The following is a 21,630-nucleotide window of genomic DNA, read 5'->3' on the forward strand; positions in this document are numbered from 1 at the left end:
ATGGATCACATCAGCCACGTACTTTGGCAATTCCTCGTCAAATGGATGACGGACTTCGCGCTGTTTCCGCCGGAGGCGTCGAAGATCGCGCCGCAGATGGACGCGCTGTACTTCTTCATGGTGCTGGTCAGCCTGGTGGGACTCACGATCGTGGTCCTGCTGCTGGTCAGCTTCTCGATCATGTACAGCAAGAAGCGCCACCCGGTAGCGGTGCAGATCGAAGGCTCGACGCTGCTTGAAGCGACGTGGACGATCATTCCGCTCGGCCTGTTCCTGATCATGTTCGTGTGGGGCTCATTGATTTACTTCCGCATTTACACGCCGCCGGCGAACGCGATGAACATCTACGTGGTGGGCAAGCAGTGGATGTGGAAGGCGGAGCATCCGGGCGGCCAGCACGAGATCAATTCGCTGCACATTCCGACGGGCAGGGCAATCCAGCTCACGCTGATTTCGCAGGATGTGTTTCACAGCTTCTCGATTCCGGCGTTTCGCGTGAAGCGCGAGGCGATTCCGGGGCGCTACACCAATGTGTGGTTTGAGGCGACGACGCCGGGAACGTATCACCTGTTTTGCACGCAGTATTGCGGTACGAACCACTCGGCGATGGTGGGCGACATCGTAGTGCTCACGCCGGACGACTACAAGAAGTGGCTGGCGGAGTCGACCAGCGGCGCGAGCCTGGCGCAGAACGGGGAACGGTTGTTCGCGAGCCTGAGCTGCAATGCGTGCCACAACGGTCAGGCGAACTCGAGGGGCCCAAGCCTGGCGGGCGTGTACGGATCGCACCTGACGCTGGCAAACGGCGGAACGCAGCTTGCGGATGAGGCTTATCTGCGCGACGCAATTCTGAATCCTTCAGATCACGTGACGCAGGGATTTGCGCCGATTATGCCGACGTACCAGGGACAGATCAGTGAGGATGGCGTGATCTCGCTGGTGGAATATATCAAGTCGTTGAACACGAATTACCGCGTTGAACAGACGCTGAACACAAGCACCTTGCTGCCGGAAGGCGAAGGCAAGGCAACGCCGGCGGGCCAGCAATCCGGCGGAGCGAAGCAGGGCGCGTCAGCCGGAAAGGGAACTTCCGGCCAGGGGGTTGTTAAACAATGAGCACCGATACAATCGTTCGACTTCCCGACCAGGCGACGGCCAGGATTCCGAAGGTTAACTTTCTCTCCAAAGAGAACGGACTTCTGAGCTGGCTGTTGACGAGCGATCACAAGCGGATTGCAACGCTCTACCTGATCTCGATTACGTTCTTCTTCGCGATCGGGGGCACGCTGGCAGGCCTGATCCGACTGGAACTGCTGACACCGCAGAGCGACCTGATGGCGGCGGACACCTATAACAAGGTGTTCTCGATGCACGGCATCATCATGGTGTTCCTGTTCCTGGTGCCATCAGTACCGGCGACGCTGGGGAACTTCCTGATCCCGATCATGATTGGGGCGAAAGACCTGGCGCTGCCGAAGGTGAACCTGCTGAGCTGGTATCTGTACATGATCGCCGGCGTGATGGTTCTGTACTCGATGATCACGGGCGGCGTGGATACGGGCTGGACGTTCACGGTGCCGTTGTCGACACACTACGTGAACACGAATGTGATCACGACGGGGCTGGCGATCTTCGTGGCGGGATTCAGCTCGGTGTTCACGGGGCTGAACTTCATCGTGACGATCCACAAGATGCGCGCGCCGGGCATGACATGGTTCCGGCTGCCGCTGTTTGTGTGGTCGAACTATGCGGCTTCGATCCTGATGGTGCTGGGCACGCCGGTTCTGGCGATCACGCTGGTGCTGGTGGTTCTGGAGCGCGGATTCGGCATCGGCGTGTTCGATCCGTCAAAGGGCGGCGACCCGATCCTGTTCCAGCACTTGTTCTGGTTCTACTCGCATCCGGCCGTGTACATCATGATTCTGCCGGGCATGGGCGTAATCAGCGAAGTGGTGTCGACGTTCGCACGCAAGCGGGTGTTCGGCTACACGGCGGTGGCGTTCAGCTCGGTGGCGATCGCGGTGTTCGCATTCTTCGTCTGGGAACACCACATGTTCATCATGGGCGTGTCGAACTACTCGACGCTGGTGTTCAGCCTGCTGACGATGCTGGTGGCGGTGCCTTCGGCGATCAAGATCTTCAACTGGTCGTTCACGCTGTATAAGGGCTCGATCACGTTTGAGACGCCGATGCTGTACTCGTTCGGGTTCATGGGGCTGTTCACGATCGGCGGATTGACGGGCGTGTTCCTGGCTTCGACGGGAACCGATATTCATCTGACCGAGACGTACTTCATCGTGGCGCACTTCCACTTTGTGATGGTGGGCGGCATGCTGATGGCGTTCCTTTCGGGCATCCATTTCTGGTGGCCGAAGTGGACGGGCAGGATGTATCCCGAGAAGATTTCTCAGCTGGCTGCGCTGATTACGTTCATCGGGTTCAACTTCACATTCTTCCCGCAGTTCCTTTTGGGAACGCTGGGCATGCCGCGGCGGTATGCGGCATATCCGGCGGAGTTCCAGGTGCTGAACGTGTTCTCGACGGCGGGCGCATCGATTCTTGGAATTGGGTATCTGCTTCCGATCCTGTATCTGACGTGGTCGCTCAAGTATGGCGAGATTGCCGGCGATAATCCGTGGCAGGCAACGGGTCTCGAGTGGCAGATCCAGTCGCCGCCGCTGACGGAGAACTTTACCGAGATTCCGGTTGTGGATCATGACGCGTACGACTACGAGTGGCTCGAGAAAAAAGAGAAAGAGGTAAGCAGTGTCGGATAGCACTGTGACGGTCCAAGGCGCTCACACGGCGCACGAGCACCCGCCGTATCAGCGGCACCATTTCGCCAGCATGGAGCAGCAGGTGGATACCACCAGCTTCGCCATGTGGCTGTTCCTGCTGACGGAAATCATGTTCTTCGGAGGCTTGTTCTGCTCCTACCTGATCTTCCGCAACTGGTACTACCCGGCCTTTGTGGAAGCGTCGCACCAGCTCAATATTTTCTGGGGTACGCTGAACACGGGCGTGCTGATCACGTCGTCGTTCACCATGGCCATGGGCGTGTGGTGCGCGGAAATGCGGAAGAAGAGCGCGCTGGTTCTGTGCCTGGTTCTGACCTTCGTGCTGGGCCTGGTGTTCCTTGGCATCAAGTACATCGAGTACAGCGAGAAGTGGGAGAAGCACCACGTACCTGGGTTCCACTACAGCCTGCAGTCGTTCACCAATCCGGCGTCGGATGCGGAAGTGCACAAGGAGTATCCCGATGACAAGCCGCTGGGTGTGGATATGGCGCGGCACACGGAGCTCTATTTCTCACTCTACTTTGCGATGACGGGTATGCACGCGCTGCACATGATTATCGGTATCTCTCTGCTGGGGTATTTGATCTTCCGGGCGCAGCAGGGGGCATACACGACGGGACATGTGACATTCGTCCACAATTTTGGCCTGTACTGGCACTTTGTCGACATCATCTGGATCTTCCTGTTCCCGCTGCTGTATTTGATCAGCAGACACTCGTGACAAAAGCAGGGAATAGGGAACAGGCAATAGTGATTAGGAACAGAGGACGCGCATGAGCAAAGAACACGATCAGAACCAGCACCATGACCATACCGGCCACGATCACGATCCGGGCGAGCAGGACGTACACGACTCGCTGAACCACATTGTTCCGCCGCGGATCTACATCATCATCGGAGCCTCGCTGCTGGTGTTGACGGGCGTGACGGTGTGGGCATCGTTCGTCGACATGGGCGTGTTTAACCCCGTGGTGGCGCTGGCTATTGCCTGCTTCAAGGCGTCGCTCGTGGTGCTGTTCTTCATGCATGTGAAGTACAGCTCGAAGTTGACCAAGCTGACGGTGTTCTCAGGGCTGTTTACATTCGCCGTCCTGATCGCGCTTACGCTGGCGGACTATGCCACGCGGGCTTGGGGACGGTGGTAAAAGGCAGGGACTAGGGAATAGGGAGTAGGGAATAGACGAAAGGCCGCCGCGTGGCGGCCTTTTGCTTTGGGCGCGAGGTGGGGCCGATGGGCCGGTTCAGGGGTGGCGAGGTTGCTGGGGAGAGCTCTGGCAGATGAGGTTGGACAGGTCGTCGATGAGGAGGTCGCTGGCGGCGAGTTTCCGTCTAGACTGCTCAACACGGTCGCGGGTCTGGGTCAGGGTCGATTCAAGCTCGCGGATGGCGTCGCGGGCCTGCTGGGCCGAGTGGGCGGCGAATAGAACGAAAGCATCGAGTGAGCGGGGAGACCAGGATTGCGTGTAGGCGCGCGCCATGATGCCGCCTTGGATGGCGGGGGCGGGGTTGGGGTGGCCTGGGAGAGGCGGAGAACAGGCAACAGGGAACAGAAAAGCAGGGGACGGGGGGACAAAGGGACAGAGTGACAAAGTTACACAGTTACAAAGTTGCAAAGGGTGGTCTGACGTCAGGGGTGGTCTTTTTTGATGTTTGATAGTCCAATGGTCAGCCAGGGTGATGGGCTCGAGGGAAGCAGGCGAGCGTTGGGGCGTGCGTAATCCGATCATTTCTTTGAAGAAGGATGCCGGGACGATGTTCATGGTTCCTAAATTGCTGCGGAAGGTGAAGGCAGGGGCGGCCCTCGCTGTAATGGCGGGATTGCTCGCGGGTGCGGGCGCTGGACTGGCTCACGCCCAGGCTAGCTACTCGGAAGCTGACTACGTTGGGAGTTGGCACCTGATGTTCCAGGGAAAGGCGTTCGCCACGTTGACGATCCAAAAGCAGGGTACAGAGTTGAGCGGATCGCTTACGGGTGTCTCGATCGAGATGGACGATAACGGCAAGCTCACAAATGCGACGGCGAATAATGGGCCGGCGTCCACGCTGCATGCCGCGATGGAGGACGGCGTCCTGCACGTGTCGGAGAAGGATGGCGACGACGTGATTGAGTGGACGATGACGCTGACTTCGGCGAAGACAGGCGAGCTGCGGTTTGCGCGGGGTGTGCCGGCCAATGCAGAGGCGATTCGGCTGGAAAAGCTTTGGTCGGAACCGCCGGTGCAGAATTAGCCAGAAAAACAGGGCTTAGGGTTTAGGAGGGCCGCCGCGGGCGGCCTTTTGATTTGGTGGGACCGTGCTTGTGAGGGGCTCAGGGCTGCGCGCGAAAGAGGATGGTCCAGTGGCTGGACTGCGGGTCGTGGGAGTTGGCCTGGGTGAGCCATTCGGGGTAGGTGGGCGCGAGGGCTATCCGGTTGGGGAGGGCTTCGACCAGGGCGGGCCAGCCGTGCATCTGCTCGTCGAGGACGACGATGTTGTGGGGGTCGGAGATGGCGACGGAGGCGACCGGGGCGGTGAGGACGTCGCGGCGGAAGGCGACGATTCGATTGACCTTGTCCCAGTGGATGGCGAGGGTGCGGATGGAGCCGTCGGTGAAGTGAGCTGTGCGGCGCACGGCGGAGGCGTCGGCCTGGATCTCGGCGCGGTCGAGGGCGATGCGCAGCTGCACGGGTTGCGAGGGGCCGGCGGGGATCTCCATTGGGGTGAAGGATAGCACCTGCGGTGCGGCCACTGCGCCTTCGGCGGCACCTGCGGTGCGGCTGACTGCGGCTTCGCCGCCATTCGTGCCGCGATGAACGTTCATGGCGGGGCGGGATTTGCTTTGACATTGTCGCAGCGGCGGGGGATTGTTCGGTGGGTGGCACCTGCGGTGCGGCCACTGCGCCTTCAGCGCCGATGTGGGGTCAGCAGGATTTGATTTCATGCCGTGGCAGCCTCGCTGCGGGATTGTGCGACGGGCGAAAACGCAAGGCTGAGGCGGAATCGGTTGGGGCTGTGCGCGGGGGAGAATTAGATCTGGCTGGATCGACGTCCGCTTTCCCAACCTGTCGACAGAAAAAAGTCGACAGGATGGGGCACGGGGATCTCCCGGCGGGGGCGAACGGCGTTAAAAGCAGATTCCCTCGCGGGAATGACAGAAAGAAAAGCAAGTGCAAACTGCAGATCCTTCGCTTCGCTCAGGAGGTTCTTCGCCTTCGGCTCAGAATGACAAATTCGTGGTGGTGTCGAAGTGTGGTGATGACGAAGCTATTGAGATTTCGCAGTGGTGGTGAGGGTCAGGAGGCGGCGGCGGTGGCTAGTTTTTCTACTGCTGCGATGTTGGGGAGGAGGGCGGCATCGAAGGCATGACGGGTTTGGAGCCAAGCGGGGTCGTTCCAGGAGATGGTGACGCGGCCGGACTGGTTTTCGGCTACGAGGATTTTGAGTGGGAGGTCGAGGGCGGTGCTGGGCGCGGAGAGCATGAGCGGCGTGCCAGCGGCGGGGTTGCCGAAGATGAGCAGCTTGGTATCGGGCATGGGCAAGCCGGCTTTGGCGGCTTCTCCGCTGTGGTCGATGACGGCGAAGAGGGTGATGCCTTTGGCTTCGAGGGCGGCGCGGAGGCGGGCTACGGTTTCGGGTGCAGTGTGGGCGCTGGGTATGGAGGAAATTCCATTCGAAGAGGTTTGCGGCATCTGATTCCCCTGATTGAGATACCGATGGGATGCGGCGCATCCTGTGTCGATGCGGAGAGTTTCTGATTGCGTGGGAATGAGGCAGTGCCCGAGGAGATTGCGCGGCTGTCAGAGCAGCCGCGGGTGACGGTGAGGCGCGGCGGTGCGCCGCGGCGGAATGGAGAGTGCGTCGTCTACTGGATGCAGCGGGCGATGCGGATCTGGGACAATCCCGCGCTGGATGCGGCGATTGCGGCGGGGAACCATCTTGGGCTGCCGGTGGTGGTGTACTTCTCGGTGATTCCGAATTATCCGCATGCGAATCTGCGGCACTACCACTTCATGCAGCAGGGGCTGCGGGATGCGGCGGCGGACGCGGCGGAGCGCGGGGTGGGGTTCGTACTGCGGCGGGCGCCGGGGAATCGGCTGGAGAAGCTTCTGGAGGAAGTGCGGGCAGCGATGGTGGTGGGGGATGAGAATCCACTGCGCGAGCCAGAGCGGTGGCGGCAGGCGCTGGCTAAAAAGCTTCGGATTCCTTACTGGACGGTGGATGCGGACGTGGTGGTTCCGTCAAAGGTGTTTGGGCGGACGTATTTTCTGCTGCATCATTTTCGGCCGCACCTGGAGCGCGAGCTGCCGGGGTTCCTGGTGGAGCCGGGGAATCTGAGGCCGGCTTCGGCGTGGAAACAGAAGGTCGATAGCTGGCCGGTGGAGCGAGACATCACCGAAGGGTTCGCGAAGCTGGACCGCTCGGTGGGGCCGGTGGAGAGCTTTACGGGTGGCGCCCATGCAGCGATGAAGCGGCTGCGGCAGTTTGTGGATGGGGAACTTGCGGAGTACGAGAAGACGCGCAACAAGCCGGAGGTGAAGGGGACGAGCCGGCTGTCGCCGTATCTGCATTTTGGAAATATTTCGCCGGTGCGGATCGCGCTCGAGGTGAAGCGGGCGGTGGAGCAGGGTAAGGCGAGGAAGAGCGCGGCGGACAGCTATCTGAACGAGATGATCGGGTGGCGGGAGCTGTCGGTCCTGTTTGTGCGGCACAACGAGCACTATGACAGTTGGGAATGTGCGGAGCCGTGGGCGCGGCGGACGCTGGAGGAGCATGCGGGCGACCTGCGTCCGCGGAGGTATTCGCTGGCGAAGCTGGAGCAGGGGCACACCTATGACGAGTTGTGGAATGCGGCGCAGATGGAGATGGTTCGGCACGGCTGGATGCATAACTACATGCGGATGTACTGGGCGAAGAAGATTCTGGAGTGGACGCCGAACCCGGCGACGGCGTTTGACTGGGCGGTGGTGCTGAACGACAAATACGAACTGGACGGGCGCGATCCAAATGGGTACGCGGGGATTGCGTGGGCGATGGTTGGGAAGCACGACCGGCCGTGGTTCGACCGGCCGATCTTCGGGACGGTGCGGTATATGTCGGGTGCGTCGACGGGGAAGAAGTTTGATTCGGCTGCGTACGTGCGACAGAACGCGGGTGGGTGACTGACGAGCCGGGGATCACTCGCCGGATCCCTCCGTGGCCACTCCCCCGAGCTGTTCTGGACAAGGCGCCTTGTGGGCTGGAGCAAGGGCACCTGCCAAGATGAAGATGAATCCCAGAAAGCTCACATACATTGAGGGTCTTCGCTTCGCTTCAGCAACCCCGGTCCAGCCGACATGGCCGCTCGCAACGTACGAAGGGTATTGCACGCTGCTCAAGATCTCGATTCGGACAACACTGGGCATAAACCGGCCGTCATCCACATAGGTAGCGCGCACCGGTTGCTCAGGCCATGGGCCATCGATGACCGTGGTAAAGAGAATACGGTGGCCGGTTCCAGCTTCAATCAGCATGAAATCTGAATGCGACCGGTAAAACAGGCCTGAGGTTCTATTCGTTGCAAGCCCGGAGACGGTGCGTAAAGGTGCGCGAGCCGGGAGAGTCCTGACGAAATCGCAAGCCAGATCGATACAGACTCCAATCGAGCCGACAAGGCATAACAAGGTCCCGATGCGGCTATATGCTTTGTGGCCGCGCCATATCCAAAAGAGATACGCGGCCGCGAAAACGCACGAGAACAAGAGCCGCCAAATCATACGAAACCAAATCCGGACCTTTGATTAAGGCGAATTGTACAGCCGGATGACAACCTGTTGGGGAGAGGAGGCATGTGAGGTAGCTCACAGGTGTACTGGCCGTCACAGGAGGCGGTGTTTTCTTTGTCCTAAAATGGGCCGATTTTTCACTCCGGGAATCCGCAAACTTAGAAGGCTCTAATTTTTGGGGCTATTCGTCCACCGCGCCGGAATATTGCGCTCTGGGGGCCGGAACCGGATTCCGGATGATTTGGCCATGGGTGCAGGACAACTGAAGGTCTTTGGGGCGATGGGGGGCAGCAGCTCCCGGGCTCGTTTTTCCAATCGCACAACATATTTTTGGGGGCTGGTGCTGGTGCTGGCTGCGGCCGGCGTGTGCGCTTTGCCGGCGCAGCAGCGGGCGGCGGGGCCGGTTCCTCCGCGGGTGTTGCAGGCGCGGCGGTTTATGGCGGCGCGTGGTGGTGCAGGCGGCCGGATCCAGGCGCGTTCTTCTTCGCTGAGCGCGCTGGATGCGCCGGCGGCAGGGATGGGGCAGTGGGAGCCGCTGGGGCCGAAGGCGGTGATCACGCCGTATTTCGGGCTGGTGACGGGGCGGGTGTCGACGTTGGCGCTGGATCCCTCAGACACGACGGGGAACACGCTCTATGCGGGAACGACGGGCGGAGGCGTGTGGCTGAGCACGAACGCGGCGACGGGGGACGCGACGAAGGTTCGGTTCACGGCGCTGACGGACCTGGTGCCGGCGATGACGTCGGGGCGGTTTGCCTCCATCAGCATTGGGGCGTTGACGGTGCAGCCGGGCGGGACGGGTGTGGTGCTGGCGGGTACGGGCGATCCCAATGATGCGCTGGACTCGTATTACGGAGCTGGATTGCTTCGGTCGGCGGATGGCGGGAAGACGTGGGCGCTGATCCCAGGGACGACAGATAAGGCGACGGGGCAGGCGGCGAGCGAACACCTCTTTCTCGGCGAGGGGTTTGCCGGGTTTGCGTGGAGTACGGCGGATGCGCAGGTGGTGGTGGCGGCGGTATCGCAGTCGTATGAGAGCTCGCTGGTGAATGCCGGTGTGGCGGGTTTTAGCTGCGCGGGGCTGTACTACTCGACGGACGCGGGGGCGACCTGGCATTTCGCGGAGATCACGGATGGGGACGGGCAGAATGTGCAGGGGCCGGCCGATGTGTTTCCGGGCACGGAGGGCAACGCGGCGACGGCGGTGGTGTGGAACGCGCAGCGCGGGTTGTTCATCGCAGCGGTGCGATTCCACGGGTACTATTCGTCGCCGGACGGTGTGACGTGGACACGGATGGCGGCGCAGCCGGGGAGCGGGCTTACGACGGCGCTGTGTCCGGCGAATACGGGCCTTGCGGGGTCACCGGCGTGCCCGATTTTTCGCGGAGCGCTGGCGGTGAATCCGCTGACGGGCGACACCTTTGCGTGGACGGTGGACGAGAACAACCAGGACGTGGGGCTTTGGCAGGACTCCTGCAATGCCAGCGGGAAGACGTGCGGCAATGCGGAGATCAAGTTTGCGACGCAGGTGAATATGTCGGCGCTGGAAACCAGTACGCTGCAGGGAGCGCGGACGATCCGGAATGGCGACTATAACCTGGCGCTGGCGGCGGTTCCGGCTGACAAAGACACCGTTCTGCTGACGGGCGCGAACGACTGGTGGAAGTGCAGCCTGGCGGCGGGATGCAAGTGGAGGAACGTGACCAACTCCACCACATGCATGAGCGCGCAGGTGGGCGAGTATCAGCATGCGATCGAGTGGGACGCGGCGAATCCGCTGGAGATGTTCATCGGGAACGACAGCGGACTCTGGCGCTCGGAAGACGGAATGGCTGAGAGCGGCTCGGTGTGCTCAGCGAGCGATGCGGATCATTTTCAGAATTTGAATGGGGCGATTGGATCGCTGGCGGAGGTGGAGAGCGTATCGCAGGTGGGCGACTCGCCCTACACGCTGATGATGGGGCTGGGAGTGAACGGGACTGCCGGCGTGAAGGGCGGCGTGAATGGCACGGCGGGGCCGACGGACCAGTGGCCGCAGATTCTGGGCGGGGAGGGCGGCCCGGTAGCGGTGGATCCGACGGATGCGAACAAGTGGTATGTGAACAACGGGGCGGGTGTCTCGATTCATCTTTGCGACAGCAAGGACCCGTGTACGCCGGAGGCTTTTGGCGACGTGGCGGTGGTGGGAAACGCGGACGTGGGGAACGATGGGCTGACGATGACGACGCCGGCGCCGTTCGTGGTGGATGCGGGGGACGCGGCGCAACTGCTGGTGGCGACTTGCAGGATCTGGCGCGGCCCGGCGAGCGGGGGGTGGACGCAGGCGAACGCGGTGACTCCGATGCTGGGTGGCGGCGCGAGCGGATCGTATTGCGCGGGCAATGCGCTGATTCGCTCGGTTGCTGCGCTGGCGCTGAAGGACGGCGGCGAGATTGTTTACGCCGGGACGTATGGGACCGTGAACGGCGGCGCGAATTTGGGCGGGCATCTGCTGAAGGCCACGATGGGCGCAGACGGCACGTGGTCGGGATGGAGCGACCTTAGCGGGAACCCGGTGTCGAACGACAACTTCCCGTTCAACCATTTTGGGCTGGATATTTCGAGCGTGGTGATCGATGCGCACGATGCGACGGGCAACACGCTGTATGCGACGATTGCAGGAATTCCGAATCGGCCGCAGCCGGTGAAGCTGGTGTACAGGAGTGTGGACGGCGGGGCGCACTGGAAGGACGTGACGTCGAATTTGCTCTTTGCGCCGGTGAACGGACTGATTGTGGATCCGGTGGACGCGAACACGGTGTATGTCGCGACGGATCGCGGTGTGTATGCGACGCGGACGGTGACCACTTGCGGCGATTTGTTTGTTAGCTGCTGGTTCCCGCTGGGAGCTGGGTTGCCGGAGGCGCCGGTGACGGTGCTGAGTGCGTCGCCCACGACGGCCAGCCCCAATGTACTGGTGGCGGGGACGTATGGGCGGGGCGCTTGGCAGATTCCGCTGCTGACGGCCGGGCAGCAGATGACCACGGCGACGGTTTCGCCGACGTCGCTCACGTTCGCCGACCAGGGGCAGGGAACGACGAGCGATGCGCAGACGATTACGTTGACGAATACAAGCGCGATTGCGCTGGTGCCGACGCTGATCAGCACGACGGGAGATTTTGCGGAGACCGATAACTGCGCACAGCAGAGTGTCGATTACGAGGCGTCGTGCACGATCCAGGTGACGTTCTCGCCCACGCGGCTGGGGAGCCGCACGGGCAAGGTCACGGTTCAGGGAAACATCAGCGGCGGCAATATCGCGATCGACCTGACCGGCACGGGCGTGACGCCGCCGCAGGTGAGCCTGCAGCCGACATCGATTGATTTTGGCGACGTGGAGAGTGGAACGACTTCTGAAGCCCGGCAGGTTACGGCGGAGAACGCGGGCGGGGCCTCGGTCTCGATCAAGAGCGTGACGGTGACGGGGCCGTTTGTGCTGGGGAGCAATGGGTGCGGCACGGAGTCGCTGGCGCCGAACACCGATTGCCAGATGACGGTGAAGTTCGCGCCGGCATCGCCGGGGGCGGCCACGGGCGTGCTCACGATGGTGGACGGGGCTGGAACGCAGACGGTGAAGCTTTCAGGAAACGGGACCGCGCCGCCAACGGATACGTTGAGTGCGTCGTCGCTGACGTTTCCGGCGACTGTGATCGGCGTGACGTCGGCCGCGCAGACGGTGACGATTACGAACAGCGGAGGGAATCCGCTGACCAGTATTGCGGTTTCAGTGACTGGGGCGTTCCAGCAGAACAACAACTGTACGACGCAACTGGCGGCGCATGCTTCGTGCGCCATCAACGTGGTGTATCTTCCGACGGCAGCAGGCAAGGAGACCGGCACGCTGAGCGTGGGAGACATACTCAAGACGCAGACTGTGTCGCTTGCGGGAACGGGGCTGCTTCCGCCGGCGATTGCGGTGAGCCCGACTAGCCTGACGTTCAGCAATCAGCTAGTGAACACGACGAGCGCACCGCTGACCCTGACGGTGTCGAACACGGGTGGCGCACCGATGAGCGATGTGGGGTTCCAGATTTCGGGAACGTCGGCGTCGAACTTCGCGACGGGCGCGACGACATGCGGAGCAACGCTGGGCGAAGGCAAGAGCTGCACGGTCCAGCTGACGTTTACGCCGACGGCGACGGGCACGATGAGTGCGACGCTCACGGTGACTTCATCGAGCGCGCAGGTGAATCCCGTGAAGGTTCCGCTCAGTGGCAATGGGCAAGCGGATGGGGGGCTGAAGGCATCGCCGTCGCAGTTGATGTTTGCAGCGACGGCGTTGAGCCAGGCAAGCGCCGCGCAGAGTGTGACGATTACAAACGACGCGCACGATGCGGCCGAGGGGTTGAACCTGGCGACGACGGGGCCGTTCAGTCTTACGCAGAACACATGCGGTACTACGCTGGCCAGCGGCGCGAGCTGCACGACAGGTGTGGTGTTCACGCCGGCGCAGAAGGGCAGCCTGGCGGGCGCGCTGACGATTACATCAACCTCGGTGGTCATTCCTGCAACTGTGGCGCTGAGCGGAATCGGGGGACTGAATGGCGCTGTTCAGATGCAGCCCGCGCAGGTGGCGTTTCCGACGACAGGGGTGGGCACGAGCAGCAGCCCGGTTGCGGTGAGGCTGACCAACATCGGCGCGGGAGCGTTGGACAACTTTGTGCTGACGACATCGGCAGGCTTCACGGTAGCGAGCACGACGTGCAGCCCATCTCTGGCTGCGGGCGCGAATTGCGCGGTGAACGTGGTGTTCTCGCCAGCGGCGCCAGGAGCCGTGACGGGTGAGCTGTCGATCGCCTCAAGCGGGTTGGACGCGCCCGCAACCGTGCAGCTATCGGGGGTGGGATTCGACTTCAGCTCGGCTGCAACGGGTTCGACGAGCCAGACGGTGGCGAGCGGGCAGACTGCGACGTACACGCTGACGCTGACGCCGAACGGAGGCCAGACGAGCACGTTTGCGTTCCAGTGCAGCGGGCTGCCGGATTATGCGGCGTGCGTGTTTAATCCATCGAACCTGTCGGTGATGGCGGGCTCGACTGGTAGCGAGACGGTGCAGATTACAACGTCGCAGAGCTCGGCTGCGTTGGAGCGGCGGGACTGGCGTAGTGCGGCGCTGCCGGTTTCGTTTGGCGTGGGCCTGCTGCTGGTTCCGCTGGGGTGGCGGAGGCGGCGTGGGGCGTGGCTGGCCCTTGTGCTGATGGTGTGCGTGGGGGCGATTGCGGGGTGTGCTGGGTCGGGTGGAGGTGGAGGCGGCACGCCACCGCCGCCGACTACGCATAGCGTTGCGCCGGGAAGCTATGTTGTGTCGGTGGGGATTACGTCGAACGGTGTGCAGCACACGTTGAACCTGACGCTGGTGGTGGATTAGAGGCAGTGAACAGGGAACGGAAAAGCAGGGACACGAGGGACAAGGGGGACACGAGGGACAGGCGGGCTGCGGATATACTTTAGGTTCGGAGATCACTTCAGAATTTCGAGTGGAGCGGACGCAGAATGAGCGCCAGAGTCACGGTGGAAGAGGTGGAGCGGGTTGCGGAATTGGCGCATCTCGAACTCGCGGCGGAGGAGAAGCCGGGCATGGTTCGGGATCTGAACGCGATTCTGGACTACGTGGCTGAACTCAATGAGCTCGACACGGCGGGTGTGGTTCCGCTGGCGCAGGTGACGGAGCTGGAGGGCGCTGGCGGACTGGGTGCGCTGCGAACGGATGAGCTGCGGCCGTCGCTCGATCGCAGCGAGGTGATGAAACAGGCTCCGGAGACCGATGGCGCATTTTTCAAGGTGCCGAAGGTGATTGAGAGATAAGGCAGGCAGTAGGGAATAGGGAGTAGGGAATAGTCGCCTGATGAAGACTGCTGAAACATTTGTGGAGAAGCCGAAGACGCTGGCGGAGTTGCGGGCCGGGATTGAGTCGGGTGCGACAAAGGCCGCCGATATGGCTGCCACTTATTACGACCGTATTGCGGCGGTGAATCCGCAGCTCAACGTGTATCTCAGCCTGTCGAAGGAACGCGCCATGGAGCAGGCGGCGCGCGTGGATGCGATGGCGGCGAAGGGCGATCCGCTGCCGGCGCTGGCGGGCGTGCCGGTGGGCATCAAGGATGTGCTGACGATGCGCGGCGTTCCGGCGACCGCGGGGTCGAAGATTCTTGAGGGATATGAGCCGCCTTACGACTGCACGGCGGTGGCGAGGCTGGAGCAGGCCGGCGCGGTTCTGCTGGGGAAGATTAATTGCGATGAGTTCGCGATGGGCTCGTCGAATGAGAACTCGGCGTATGGGCCGGTGCGGAATCCGGTGGATCCGGAGCGCGTGCCGGGCGGGTCGAGCGGCGGATCGGCGGCGGCGGTGGCGGCGAACATGGCTGTGGCCACGCTGGGGACCGACACGGGCGGTTCGATCCGGCAGCCGGCGAGTTTTTGCGGCGTGGTGGGCGTGCTGCCCACGTGGGGACGGGTGTCGCGCTACGGGCTGATTGCGTTTGCTTCGTCGCTGGACCGCATTGGGCCGTTTGCGGGGAATGTACGTGATGCGGCAACGCTGCTGGGCGTGATTGCAGGGCAGGACGAGATGGATGCGACGAGCTCGCCGCAGCCGGTTCCGGATTATGCGGCGGAGAGCGACAAGGGCACAGAGGGATTGAGGATAGGCGTGCCGGCGGAGTATTTTGCCGAAGGGCTGGACCCGGAGGTTCGGGCGCAGATCGAGAAGGGGATTGATGCGCTGCGCGCGGCCGGATGCACGATCAAGCCGATCTCGCTGCCGCATACCAAGTACGCGATTCCGACTTACTACCTGGTGGCGACGGCGGAGGCGAGCGCGAACCTGGCGCGGTTTGATGGCGTGCGCTATGGGCATCGGTCGAAGACGGCGGAGACGCTGAGCGCGATGTACCGGAGCTCGCGTGATGAGGGATTTGGCGCCGAGGTGAAGCGGCGGATTCTGCTGGGGACCTATGCGCTGTCGGCGGGCTACTACGACGCGTACTACGGCAAGGCGCAACAGGTGCGCAGGTTGCTGGCCGAGGAGTTTCTGAGGGCGTTTGCCGAGGTGGATGCGATTGTGACGCCGACGTCGCCTATGCCGGCGTTCAAGCTGGGCGAGAAGACGGGCGATCCGCTGTCGATGTACCTGGCGGATATCTACACGGTGACGGCAAGTTTGGCGGGGATATGCGGAGTTTCGGTTCCGTGTGGCGCGACTGCGGCGGGACTGCCTGTGGGCATGCAGGTGCTGTCTAGCCATTTGCAGGAAGGAATGGCGTTCCGCGTGGCGCGGGCAGTTGAGGCGGCGGGGTTGTAGGCAGGTGATCATGTGGTCAGGTGATCAAGTGGTCAGGTGAGTCGTGGCTAGTGCTGAGTGGTTCGTTCCCCCAAAGTGAGGTCGAGATAGGATGTGACTCGCGATGCGCAGAGTCCCCATTGTGTGCCTCCTTTTTGGCGCGTTCGGTGCGCTGTTCCTGACAATTCCATTTGCTGCGGCTGCGCCGAAGAAGGTGCACGTGGTTGGCCTGGGCGCGGTGAAGAAGGTGCCGTACTCGAAGGCGGGCGATCCGGCGGGAGCGATGGCCGGCGAGGATTCGCTCAAGGTGCGTCCGCTTGTCGTGGATGGTGACGTAAAGGAGTGGACTACCGGAGAGTCGCACGATGTGACGGCGCGCAGCTTCGTGGTGCGAAGGGTCATCCGGCTGAATGATGAGCTGCCAGGGGAGAAGCCGACGACGCAAAAGGCCTGGGTGTGGCAGCGGGGGCCGTGGCTGCTGGTGGATCGCACGACGGGCCATGTGACCGCGCTGAAGCTGCCGGACTACGATCCGGGGGTGAGCCACGTGAGCTGGTTCCGCGACTACGGCGCGTACTGCGGCGTGACGGCAAGCGGGAAGAGCTTGTATGCCGTGGTGGCGCAACTGGCGGCGCGGAAGCCGGTGCTCAGCAAGAAGCTTGCGGCGTTCGAGGCCGCGAATGGGCCGGTGTGCGCGGAGCCGGAGTGGCAGAGGGATCCACTGCGGGTGACGTTTCATCCGGCGGGGAAGGACGGGGTGAGCTTCGAGATTGTGCCGGGGTCAGCGGTGCTGGTGGAGGATTCGCCGGATGAGGCGGAGGCGGCGGCGAAGCAGAATTAGGGCACTTCCTGAGTTCCTCGGTCCTCTTTGCTACCGTGCCGGATCCCCGCTCCGTGATGGTCGCGGAGACTTGAGAGCATCGGCTTCGGGAAACAGCACCCAGGAAATGCTTTAGCGGCGCGACTCGCGGACGAGGCGCCACAGGAACCAGAGCAGGAAAGCAATGCCGAAGGCGAAGGGGAGAAGAAGGCCGATTGCGGAGAGCGGGACGGACATGGAGAGCTCCAGACTGCGCCGCCTGGCAGGCGCAGATTCAGGAGACGCCGGAAGGCATAAACGGCGCAGAAACGGGGCGTAACTGGGGCGTATCTGGATTCGACGCGGCCCTACGGGACGCGCGGGGTGTGGCGACAGGAACCCAGGACAAGTCTTCGCATTGCTCAGACTTTGCCTGGGCGATTCTCGTGTCGCCCCTGCCGGGGCGTGAGGTGGAGAGTGCCATTAACAATGTCTTGCGGGGACGCCTTCTCTACGCAAAAAGGACGCTGATTTCGCAGGTTGCGCGGGGCTGGGCTTCTTGACATGCCATAGGCGCTGCGTATCTTATCTTCACAGGCATTCTTTTGGGGATTTCGTCCGGCAAAACGTGAGTGAAAGCCGCAATTTTACCGGGTGCGGAGTTTCCTCCAAGGGAAGCTGTGTCGAACAGGAAGCAGTCGGAGCGGGGTTGAGAGCAGGATGCGAAACGGCATCGGCTGGCCCTTGTTTCCGCGTCTCGGTCCCGCAGCGCGGGCGAGAGTTTTTCCCGGAGACAAATTTTTGAGAAGCGCCGGGCGTGAGCCTGAGTGTGCTTCAGCCTGAGCGAGAGCCTGGCGGCAAAGGATGAGTGTGGCAACACAGTTGGCGGCAACAAGTTTGGCGATGTTCGCGGCTGCGCCCGCGGGTGGAGGCGGCCTCATCACGATGCTGCCGATCCTTCTGATTCTCCCCGTGATGTATTTTCTGATGATCCGGCCGCAGCAAAAGAGGCAGAAACAGTGGCAGGAGATGCTGGGGAGCATCAAGTCGGGCGATCGGATCACGACGGCCGGCGGCATTCGCGGCACGATTCTTTCGATTAAGGACGACGTGGTGATCGTGAAGGTGGCTCCGGACGGAATCAAGATGGAGATTGCCAAGAGCGCGATTGCCTCGGTGACCACCCAGGAATCGGGCTCGTAGCTCTGTTGCTGCGGTTTGTATTTCGATCGGGGCGCCCTGGCGCTCAACCTCGTTGAAACAAGAGAAGCGGAACCATGAAGAAGAATTTAAAAGGCAGAATTGGGCTGATCGCGGCGGTACTTCTGATCTGCCTCTACGGAATTTTCGGCATCCCCTCGGGCTTGAGCGGCAAGAGCATTGTTGAGGCGCTCACGAATCGCATTCATCTGGGCCTGGACCTCAAGGGCGGCGCGCACCTGATTTTGCAGGTGCAGGTGAAGGAAGCTGTGAATGCGGAGACCGATAATACGGTGACGCGGCTGCAGCAGGACCTGAAGAAAGCGAACCTCGCGTTCAATTCCGCCCGCAAGCCCGATCCAAACAAGCCGACCGTTGTCACGGTCGACGGCACGGCGCCGACGGCTTCGAGCAGCGTGCGTTCACTGCTTGATACGAAGTACGGCAACGAGTACGACATAAGCAACGCCAACGGCACGTGGACGCTCACGATGAAGCCGAACGTGCAGCAGGATCTCGAGCGGCGCACGGTTTCGCAAGCCATCGAGACGATCCGCGACCGCGTGGACACGCTGGGCGTGAGCGAGCCGGTGATTCAGGAGTACAACCTGGGCGCGAACCAGATCCTGGTCGAGCTGCCGGGTATCTCCGATCTGGACCGCGTGAAGGGGATCATCCAGTCGACGGCTCGGCTTGAGATTCACCCGGTGGCGGGCGGCCCGTTCCCGAGCGAGCAGGCGGCACTGCAGAGCGTAGGTGGAACGCTGCCTCCGGAAGACATGATTTTGCCGTCGTCGGGCACGATCGGCGGACAGAGCGGCGATCAGTATTACGTTTTGCAGCGACTGGCGGTTGTTGCCGGCAGCGAGTTCCGTTCGGCTGATCCGTCAGTGAACCCTGACACGGGCCAGCGCATGGTGCGGTTCACGCTGACCAACGATGCGGGCGAGAAGTTTTACGAGTACACCAAGGCCAACGTAGGCAATCCCATGGCGGTGGTGATGGGCGGCACGGTTCGCGAAGTGGCGAACATCAAGAGCCCGATCCACGACCAGGGCGAGATTGAAGGAAGCTTCAACGAAGACGAAGTGACAGCCCTATCGAAGCTGCTGCGCACGGGCGCACTTCCGGCATCACTGAGCGAGATCGAGACGCGAACGGTGGGTGCATCGCTCGGAGCCGATTCGATCAAAGAAGGCGTTACTGCGGCGATTGTCGGCATGATCTGCGTGATGGCGTTCATGCTGGTGTACTACAAGGGCTCGGGGATCAATGCGGACTTGGCGCTGATCCTGAACCTGCTCATCCTGCTCGGCTTCATGGGCGGAGTGGGAGCGACGCTGACGCTGCCGGGCATTGCGGGCGTGATCCTGACGATTGGTATGGGCGTTGACTCGAACGTGCTGATCTTCGAGCGCATCCGTGAAGAGATTCGGGCGGGCAAGGCGGCTTCAGCGGCTGTGGACCAGGGCTTCGCGCATGCCTGGATCACGATTGTGGATACGCACGTGACGACGATTGTTTCGGCGGCCATCCTGTTCCTGTTCGGAACCGGGCCGGTGAAGGGCTTTGCGACGACGCTGACGTTCGGTCTGCTGGCCAACCTGTTCACGGCTGTGTTCGTGTCACGCACGATTTTCGATGCGCACCTGAACAAGATGAAGGCCGGGGAGATGGTGTCGATCTAACGGCAGGGAACAGGCAACAGGGAACAGAGAGCCGAACCGGCAAGAGGGTAGATTCAAGTGGAATTCTTTCATGGCGTGAACATCGACTGGCTTGGCAAGAAGTGGTATTTCCTTGCCTTCAGCCTCATTTTCAGTGTGGCCGGCATTCTTTCGATGGGCCACCGCTGGGCGACTCAGGGCACTCCCGTTCCGCTGGGCGTGGATTTCCGCGGGGGGACCGAGGTGCAGGTGCAGTTCCAGAACCATCCGGACATCGGGGCGATCCGCCAGGCTGTAGATGCGGCCGGAATCCGCGACGCGAAGATCCAGTACTTTGGCGGCGAGGCGAGCCGCAATGAGGTTCTGATCAGCCTGCCCGAGCAGAAGAACGAGAACTCGCTTGACGCGGGGCGGCAGGCCATTGTGGAAGCGCTGCAGCAGCACTACAACAACCCCTTTGACCCCGCGAAGGGCGTCAAGGTGGACGTGGTGGGACCGACCGTGGGGCATCAGCTCGAGCGGCAGGCCGGCCTGGCGACGCTTTATTCGCTTCTGGGCATGCTGGTGTACCTGTGGTTCCGCTTCCAGCTTATCTACGGCGTGGCGGCGGTTGTGGCGTGTTTTCACGACACTCTGATCACGGTGGGCTTCTTCTCACTGTTTAATTTGGAGATCAGCCTGACGGTGATCGCGGCGATTCTGACGCTGGTCGGTTACTCGATGAACGATACGATCGTGGTTTTCGACCGTATCCGCGAGAATCTGCGGCTGAGCCGGCGCGAGTCGCTGCCGGACGTGGTTAACCGAAGCATTAACCAGACGCTGAGCCGGACGGTTCTGACCTCGGGATTGACCTTCCTTACGGTGCTGTCGCTCTATATTTTTGGCGGGCAGGTCCTTAGGGGTTTCTCATTTGCCCTGGTTGTTGGTATTCTCATCGGAACTTATTCCTCGATCGCAATTGCCGCACCTATGCTGGTGGCCTGGCAGGAGTCGCGAGCGAGCAGCGGCAAAGCAGCAGTTCTACCAGCGGCAAAGCGGGCGCGCAGCTAGCGCCCGAGCCGGTTCCGGGCCACTTTCCCTGAGGTTTTTGCATCAGTCAGCGTGCATCTGGTATAGCTGGATGGCGCATTTTCGAGGCAGTCTGGGCGCCGGGAACATTAGCGGTCTCCTCGGTGTCTAAGTAAGTGGAAACCAACACCCGAATTCGAGGCTGGCCATGTTTGAAGACTCCACATTTGAATCCGGCGGAAAGATCAAGAGCAAAAGCAAGTACTGGATGCTCGTAACCTTCGGTATCAATGGTTCGATCCTCCTGCTGCTGATCCTGATCCCGCTGATCTACCCTGAGGCGCTGCCCAAGGCGATGATGCAGACGCTCCTGGTCGCACCGCCCCCGCCGCCTCCTCCGCCGCCACCACCGCCGCCGTCGGCACCTGTGCATGTGGTGCATGTGCAGTCGGAGATGATGAACAATCAGCTCGTAGCCCCGAGCAAGATTCCGAAAAACATCAAGAACGTGGCTGAAAAGGAAGCCCCGCCCTCCAGCTTCGGCGTGGCCGGAATGGAAGGCCTGGGTGGCGCGTCCGGTGGTGTGATTGGCGGCCTGTTCGCCGGCACCAGCACGCAGCCCAAGGTCAAGGCAGAGGCTCCCAAGAAGGTCAATATCTCGGCCGGTGTGGCTGCCGGTATGATCCTGCAGAAGACGCAGCCGACTTATCCGCCGATCGCCAAGGCCGCCCGCGTGTCGGGAACCGTGGTTCTTCAGGCGACAATCTCCAAGTCCGGCACCATCGAGAACCTGCGTGTAGTCAGCGGTCCGCCGATGCTGCAGCAGGCTGCTATGGACGCCGTGAAGACCTGGCGGTATCGTCCTTACCTGCTCAATAACGAGCCGGTTGAGGTTGAAACGACTGTAAACGTCATCTTCAGCCTAGGTGGATGAGAACTCCGCGGCCCTTTTGCCCATCTAAGGAAAAAGGGCCGTACGTTTTGGACCTGAATGCGGATCTCTGCGAACCGCATTCCCCACAGCAGCATTTCCGGAAAAGTTGAGGGCTCATCGGGATTTCAGGCCCAAACCCTGCATCCCGGGCTGGTTCTCTCG

General features: G+C 61.8%; 18 protein-coding genes. 14 read left to right on the plus strand and 4 right to left on the minus strand.

The genetic code is table 11. The features are described from left to right. From coxB to MOP44_RS09785, 4 genes are read left to right on the plus strand one after another with little or no spacing between them, the layout of a single operon-like run. Positions 1 to 1,116 (plus strand): cytochrome c oxidase subunit II, encoded by a 1,116-nt coding sequence (gene coxB, locus MOP44_RS09770; protein WP_260795852.1) that lies wholly within the window; start codon positions 1 to 3, stop codon positions 1,114 to 1,116. After that, entirely contained in the window at positions 1,113 to 2,777 is a 1,665-nt protein-coding gene (locus MOP44_RS09775; RefSeq protein WP_260795853.1) for a cytochrome c oxidase subunit I, read from the plus strand. Before coxB ends, MOP44_RS09775 begins: the two co-directional genes overlap by 4 nt. Further along, positions 2,767 to 3,519, plus strand: coding sequence for a cytochrome c oxidase subunit 3 family protein (locus MOP44_RS09780; RefSeq protein WP_260795854.1), 753 nt, complete (start codon positions 2,767 to 2,769; stop codon positions 3,517 to 3,519). Before MOP44_RS09775 ends, MOP44_RS09780 begins: the two co-directional genes overlap by 11 nt. A 52-nt stretch (positions 3,520 to 3,571) precedes the next feature. Continuing rightward, a complete protein-coding gene (locus MOP44_RS09785) occupies positions 3,572 to 3,943 on the plus strand; it encodes a cytochrome C oxidase subunit IV family protein (protein WP_260795855.1) in 372 nt (123 codons plus the stop codon). 96 nt (positions 3,944 to 4,039) lie between these two features. On the opposite strand, the gene MOP44_RS09790 is transcribed toward MOP44_RS09785, so the two are convergent. Next, positions 4,040 to 4,276 (minus strand): hypothetical protein, encoded by a 237-nt coding sequence (locus tag MOP44_RS09790; protein WP_260795856.1) that lies wholly within the window; start codon positions 4,274 to 4,276, stop codon positions 4,040 to 4,042. Between the two features lie 253 nt (positions 4,277 to 4,529). On the opposite strand from MOP44_RS09790, the gene MOP44_RS09795 reads away from it, so the two are divergent. Then, a complete protein-coding gene (locus MOP44_RS09795; RefSeq protein ID WP_260795857.1) occupies positions 4,530 to 5,027 on the plus strand; it encodes a hypothetical protein in 498 nt (165 codons plus the stop codon). A gap of 79 nt (positions 5,028 to 5,106) precedes the next feature. Here MOP44_RS09795 and MOP44_RS09800 read toward each other — a convergent pair whose 3' ends face one another. Next, on the minus strand, positions 5,107 to 5,598 hold the full coding sequence (locus MOP44_RS09800; protein WP_260795858.1) for a hypothetical protein: 492 nt from the start codon (positions 5,596 to 5,598) through the stop codon (positions 5,107 to 5,109). A 472-nt stretch (positions 5,599 to 6,070) separates the two neighbouring features. Then, complete coding sequence (locus MOP44_RS09805; protein ID WP_260795859.1) at positions 6,071 to 6,466, minus strand: DUF302 domain-containing protein; 396 nt, start codon at positions 6,464 to 6,466, stop codon at positions 6,071 to 6,073. A gap of 66 nt (positions 6,467 to 6,532) precedes the next feature. On the opposite strand from MOP44_RS09805, the gene MOP44_RS09810 reads away from it, so the two are divergent. After that, entirely contained in the window at positions 6,533 to 7,936 is a 1,404-nt protein-coding gene (locus MOP44_RS09810; RefSeq protein ID WP_260795860.1) for a deoxyribodipyrimidine photo-lyase, read from the plus strand. Between the two features lie 15 nt (positions 7,937 to 7,951). Here the strand turns inward: MOP44_RS09810 and MOP44_RS09815 are convergent, their stop codons facing one another. Continuing rightward, on the minus strand, positions 7,952 to 8,287 hold the full coding sequence (locus MOP44_RS09815; RefSeq protein WP_260795861.1) for a hypothetical protein: 336 nt from the start codon (positions 8,285 to 8,287) through the stop codon (positions 7,952 to 7,954). Positions 8,288 to 8,786: 499 nt separating this feature from the next. On the opposite strand from MOP44_RS09815, the gene MOP44_RS09820 reads away from it, so the two are divergent. The 8 genes from MOP44_RS09820 to MOP44_RS09855 all read left to right on the plus strand — a co-directional run bounded on the left by MOP44_RS09820 (position 8,787) and on the right by MOP44_RS09855 (position 21,468). Continuing rightward, complete coding sequence (locus MOP44_RS09820) at positions 8,787 to 13,946, plus strand: choice-of-anchor D domain-containing protein (protein WP_260795862.1); 5,160 nt, start codon at positions 8,787 to 8,789, stop codon at positions 13,944 to 13,946. 125 nt (positions 13,947 to 14,071) lie between these two features. Further along, on the plus strand, positions 14,072 to 14,383 hold the full coding sequence (gatC, locus tag MOP44_RS09825; protein ID WP_260795863.1) for an Asp-tRNA(Asn)/Glu-tRNA(Gln) amidotransferase subunit GatC: 312 nt from the start codon (positions 14,072 to 14,074) through the stop codon (positions 14,381 to 14,383). A gap of 40 nt (positions 14,384 to 14,423) precedes the next feature. Continuing rightward, the gene (gene gatA / locus MOP44_RS09830) at positions 14,424 to 15,878 is read left to right on the plus strand and encodes an Asp-tRNA(Asn)/Glu-tRNA(Gln) amidotransferase subunit GatA (protein ID WP_260795864.1); all 1,455 of its coding nucleotides are present in this window, start codon (positions 14,424 to 14,426) and stop codon (positions 15,876 to 15,878) included. Between the two features lie 103 nt (positions 15,879 to 15,981). Continuing rightward, positions 15,982 to 16,698 carry a hypothetical protein gene (locus tag MOP44_RS09835; RefSeq protein ID WP_260795865.1) on the plus strand — a complete coding sequence of 239 codons (717 nt, stop codon included), beginning with the start codon at positions 15,982 to 15,984 and terminating at the stop codon, positions 16,696 to 16,698. A gap of 828 nt (positions 16,699 to 17,526) precedes the next feature. Continuing rightward, positions 17,527 to 17,859, plus strand: a complete 333-nt coding sequence (yajC, locus tag MOP44_RS09840) for a preprotein translocase subunit YajC (RefSeq protein WP_260795866.1) — start codon at positions 17,527 to 17,529, stop codon at positions 17,857 to 17,859. Positions 17,860 to 17,933: 74 nt separating this feature from the next. Then, the gene (secD, locus tag MOP44_RS09845; protein ID WP_260795867.1) at positions 17,934 to 19,544 is read left to right on the plus strand and encodes a protein translocase subunit SecD; all 1,611 of its coding nucleotides are present in this window, start codon (positions 17,934 to 17,936) and stop codon (positions 19,542 to 19,544) included. Positions 19,545 to 19,601: 57 nt separating this feature from the next. Continuing rightward, on the plus strand, positions 19,602 to 20,576 hold the full coding sequence (gene secF, locus MOP44_RS09850) for a protein translocase subunit SecF (RefSeq protein WP_260795868.1): 975 nt from the start codon (positions 19,602 to 19,604) through the stop codon (positions 20,574 to 20,576). Between the two features lie 166 nt (positions 20,577 to 20,742). Next, a complete protein-coding gene (locus MOP44_RS09855; protein ID WP_260795869.1) occupies positions 20,743 to 21,468 on the plus strand; it encodes an energy transducer TonB in 726 nt (241 codons plus the stop codon). Positions 21,469 to 21,630: the final 162 nt, after the last annotated feature.

It is taken from the genome of Occallatibacter riparius, assembly GCF_025264625.1.
Classification (GTDB): Bacteria; Acidobacteriota; Terriglobia; order Terriglobales; family Acidobacteriaceae; genus Telmatobacter; species Telmatobacter riparius.

Excerpts from the sequence above, each read along its gene's own strand:
- coxB (WP_260795852.1), top strand. The coding sequence starts at position 1 with ATGGATCACATCAGCCACGTACTTTGGCAATTCCTCGTCAAATGGATG.
- MOP44_RS09815 (WP_260795861.1), bottom strand. The coding sequence starts at position 8,287 with ATGCTGATTGAAGCTGGAACCGGCCACCGTATTCTCTTTACCACGGTC.
- MOP44_RS09800 (WP_260795858.1), bottom strand. The coding sequence starts at position 5,598 with ATGAACGTTCATCGCGGCACGAATGGCGGCGAAGCCGCAGTCAGCCGC.
- secD (WP_260795867.1), top strand. The coding sequence starts at position 17,934 with ATGAAGAAGAATTTAAAAGGCAGAATTGGGCTGATCGCGGCGGTACTT.
- gatC (WP_260795863.1), top strand. The coding sequence starts at position 14,072 with ATGAGCGCCAGAGTCACGGTGGAAGAGGTGGAGCGGGTTGCGGAATTG.
- MOP44_RS09790 (WP_260795856.1), bottom strand. The coding sequence starts at position 4,276 with ATGGCGCGCGCCTACACGCAATCCTGGTCTCCCCGCTCACTCGATGCT.
- gatA (WP_260795864.1), top strand. The coding sequence starts at position 14,424 with ATGAAGACTGCTGAAACATTTGTGGAGAAGCCGAAGACGCTGGCGGAG.
- MOP44_RS09820 (WP_260795862.1), top strand. The coding sequence starts at position 8,787 with ATGGGTGCAGGACAACTGAAGGTCTTTGGGGCGATGGGGGGCAGCAGC.
- MOP44_RS09835 (WP_260795865.1), top strand. The coding sequence starts at position 15,982 with ATGCGCAGAGTCCCCATTGTGTGCCTCCTTTTTGGCGCGTTCGGTGCG.
- MOP44_RS09785 (WP_260795855.1), top strand. The coding sequence starts at position 3,572 with ATGAGCAAAGAACACGATCAGAACCAGCACCATGACCATACCGGCCAC.
- MOP44_RS09855 (WP_260795869.1), top strand. The coding sequence starts at position 20,743 with ATGTTTGAAGACTCCACATTTGAATCCGGCGGAAAGATCAAGAGCAAA.
- MOP44_RS09775 (WP_260795853.1), top strand. The coding sequence starts at position 1,113 with ATGAGCACCGATACAATCGTTCGACTTCCCGACCAGGCGACGGCCAGG.
- MOP44_RS09805 (WP_260795859.1), bottom strand. The coding sequence starts at position 6,466 with ATGCCGCAAACCTCTTCGAATGGAATTTCCTCCATACCCAGCGCCCAC.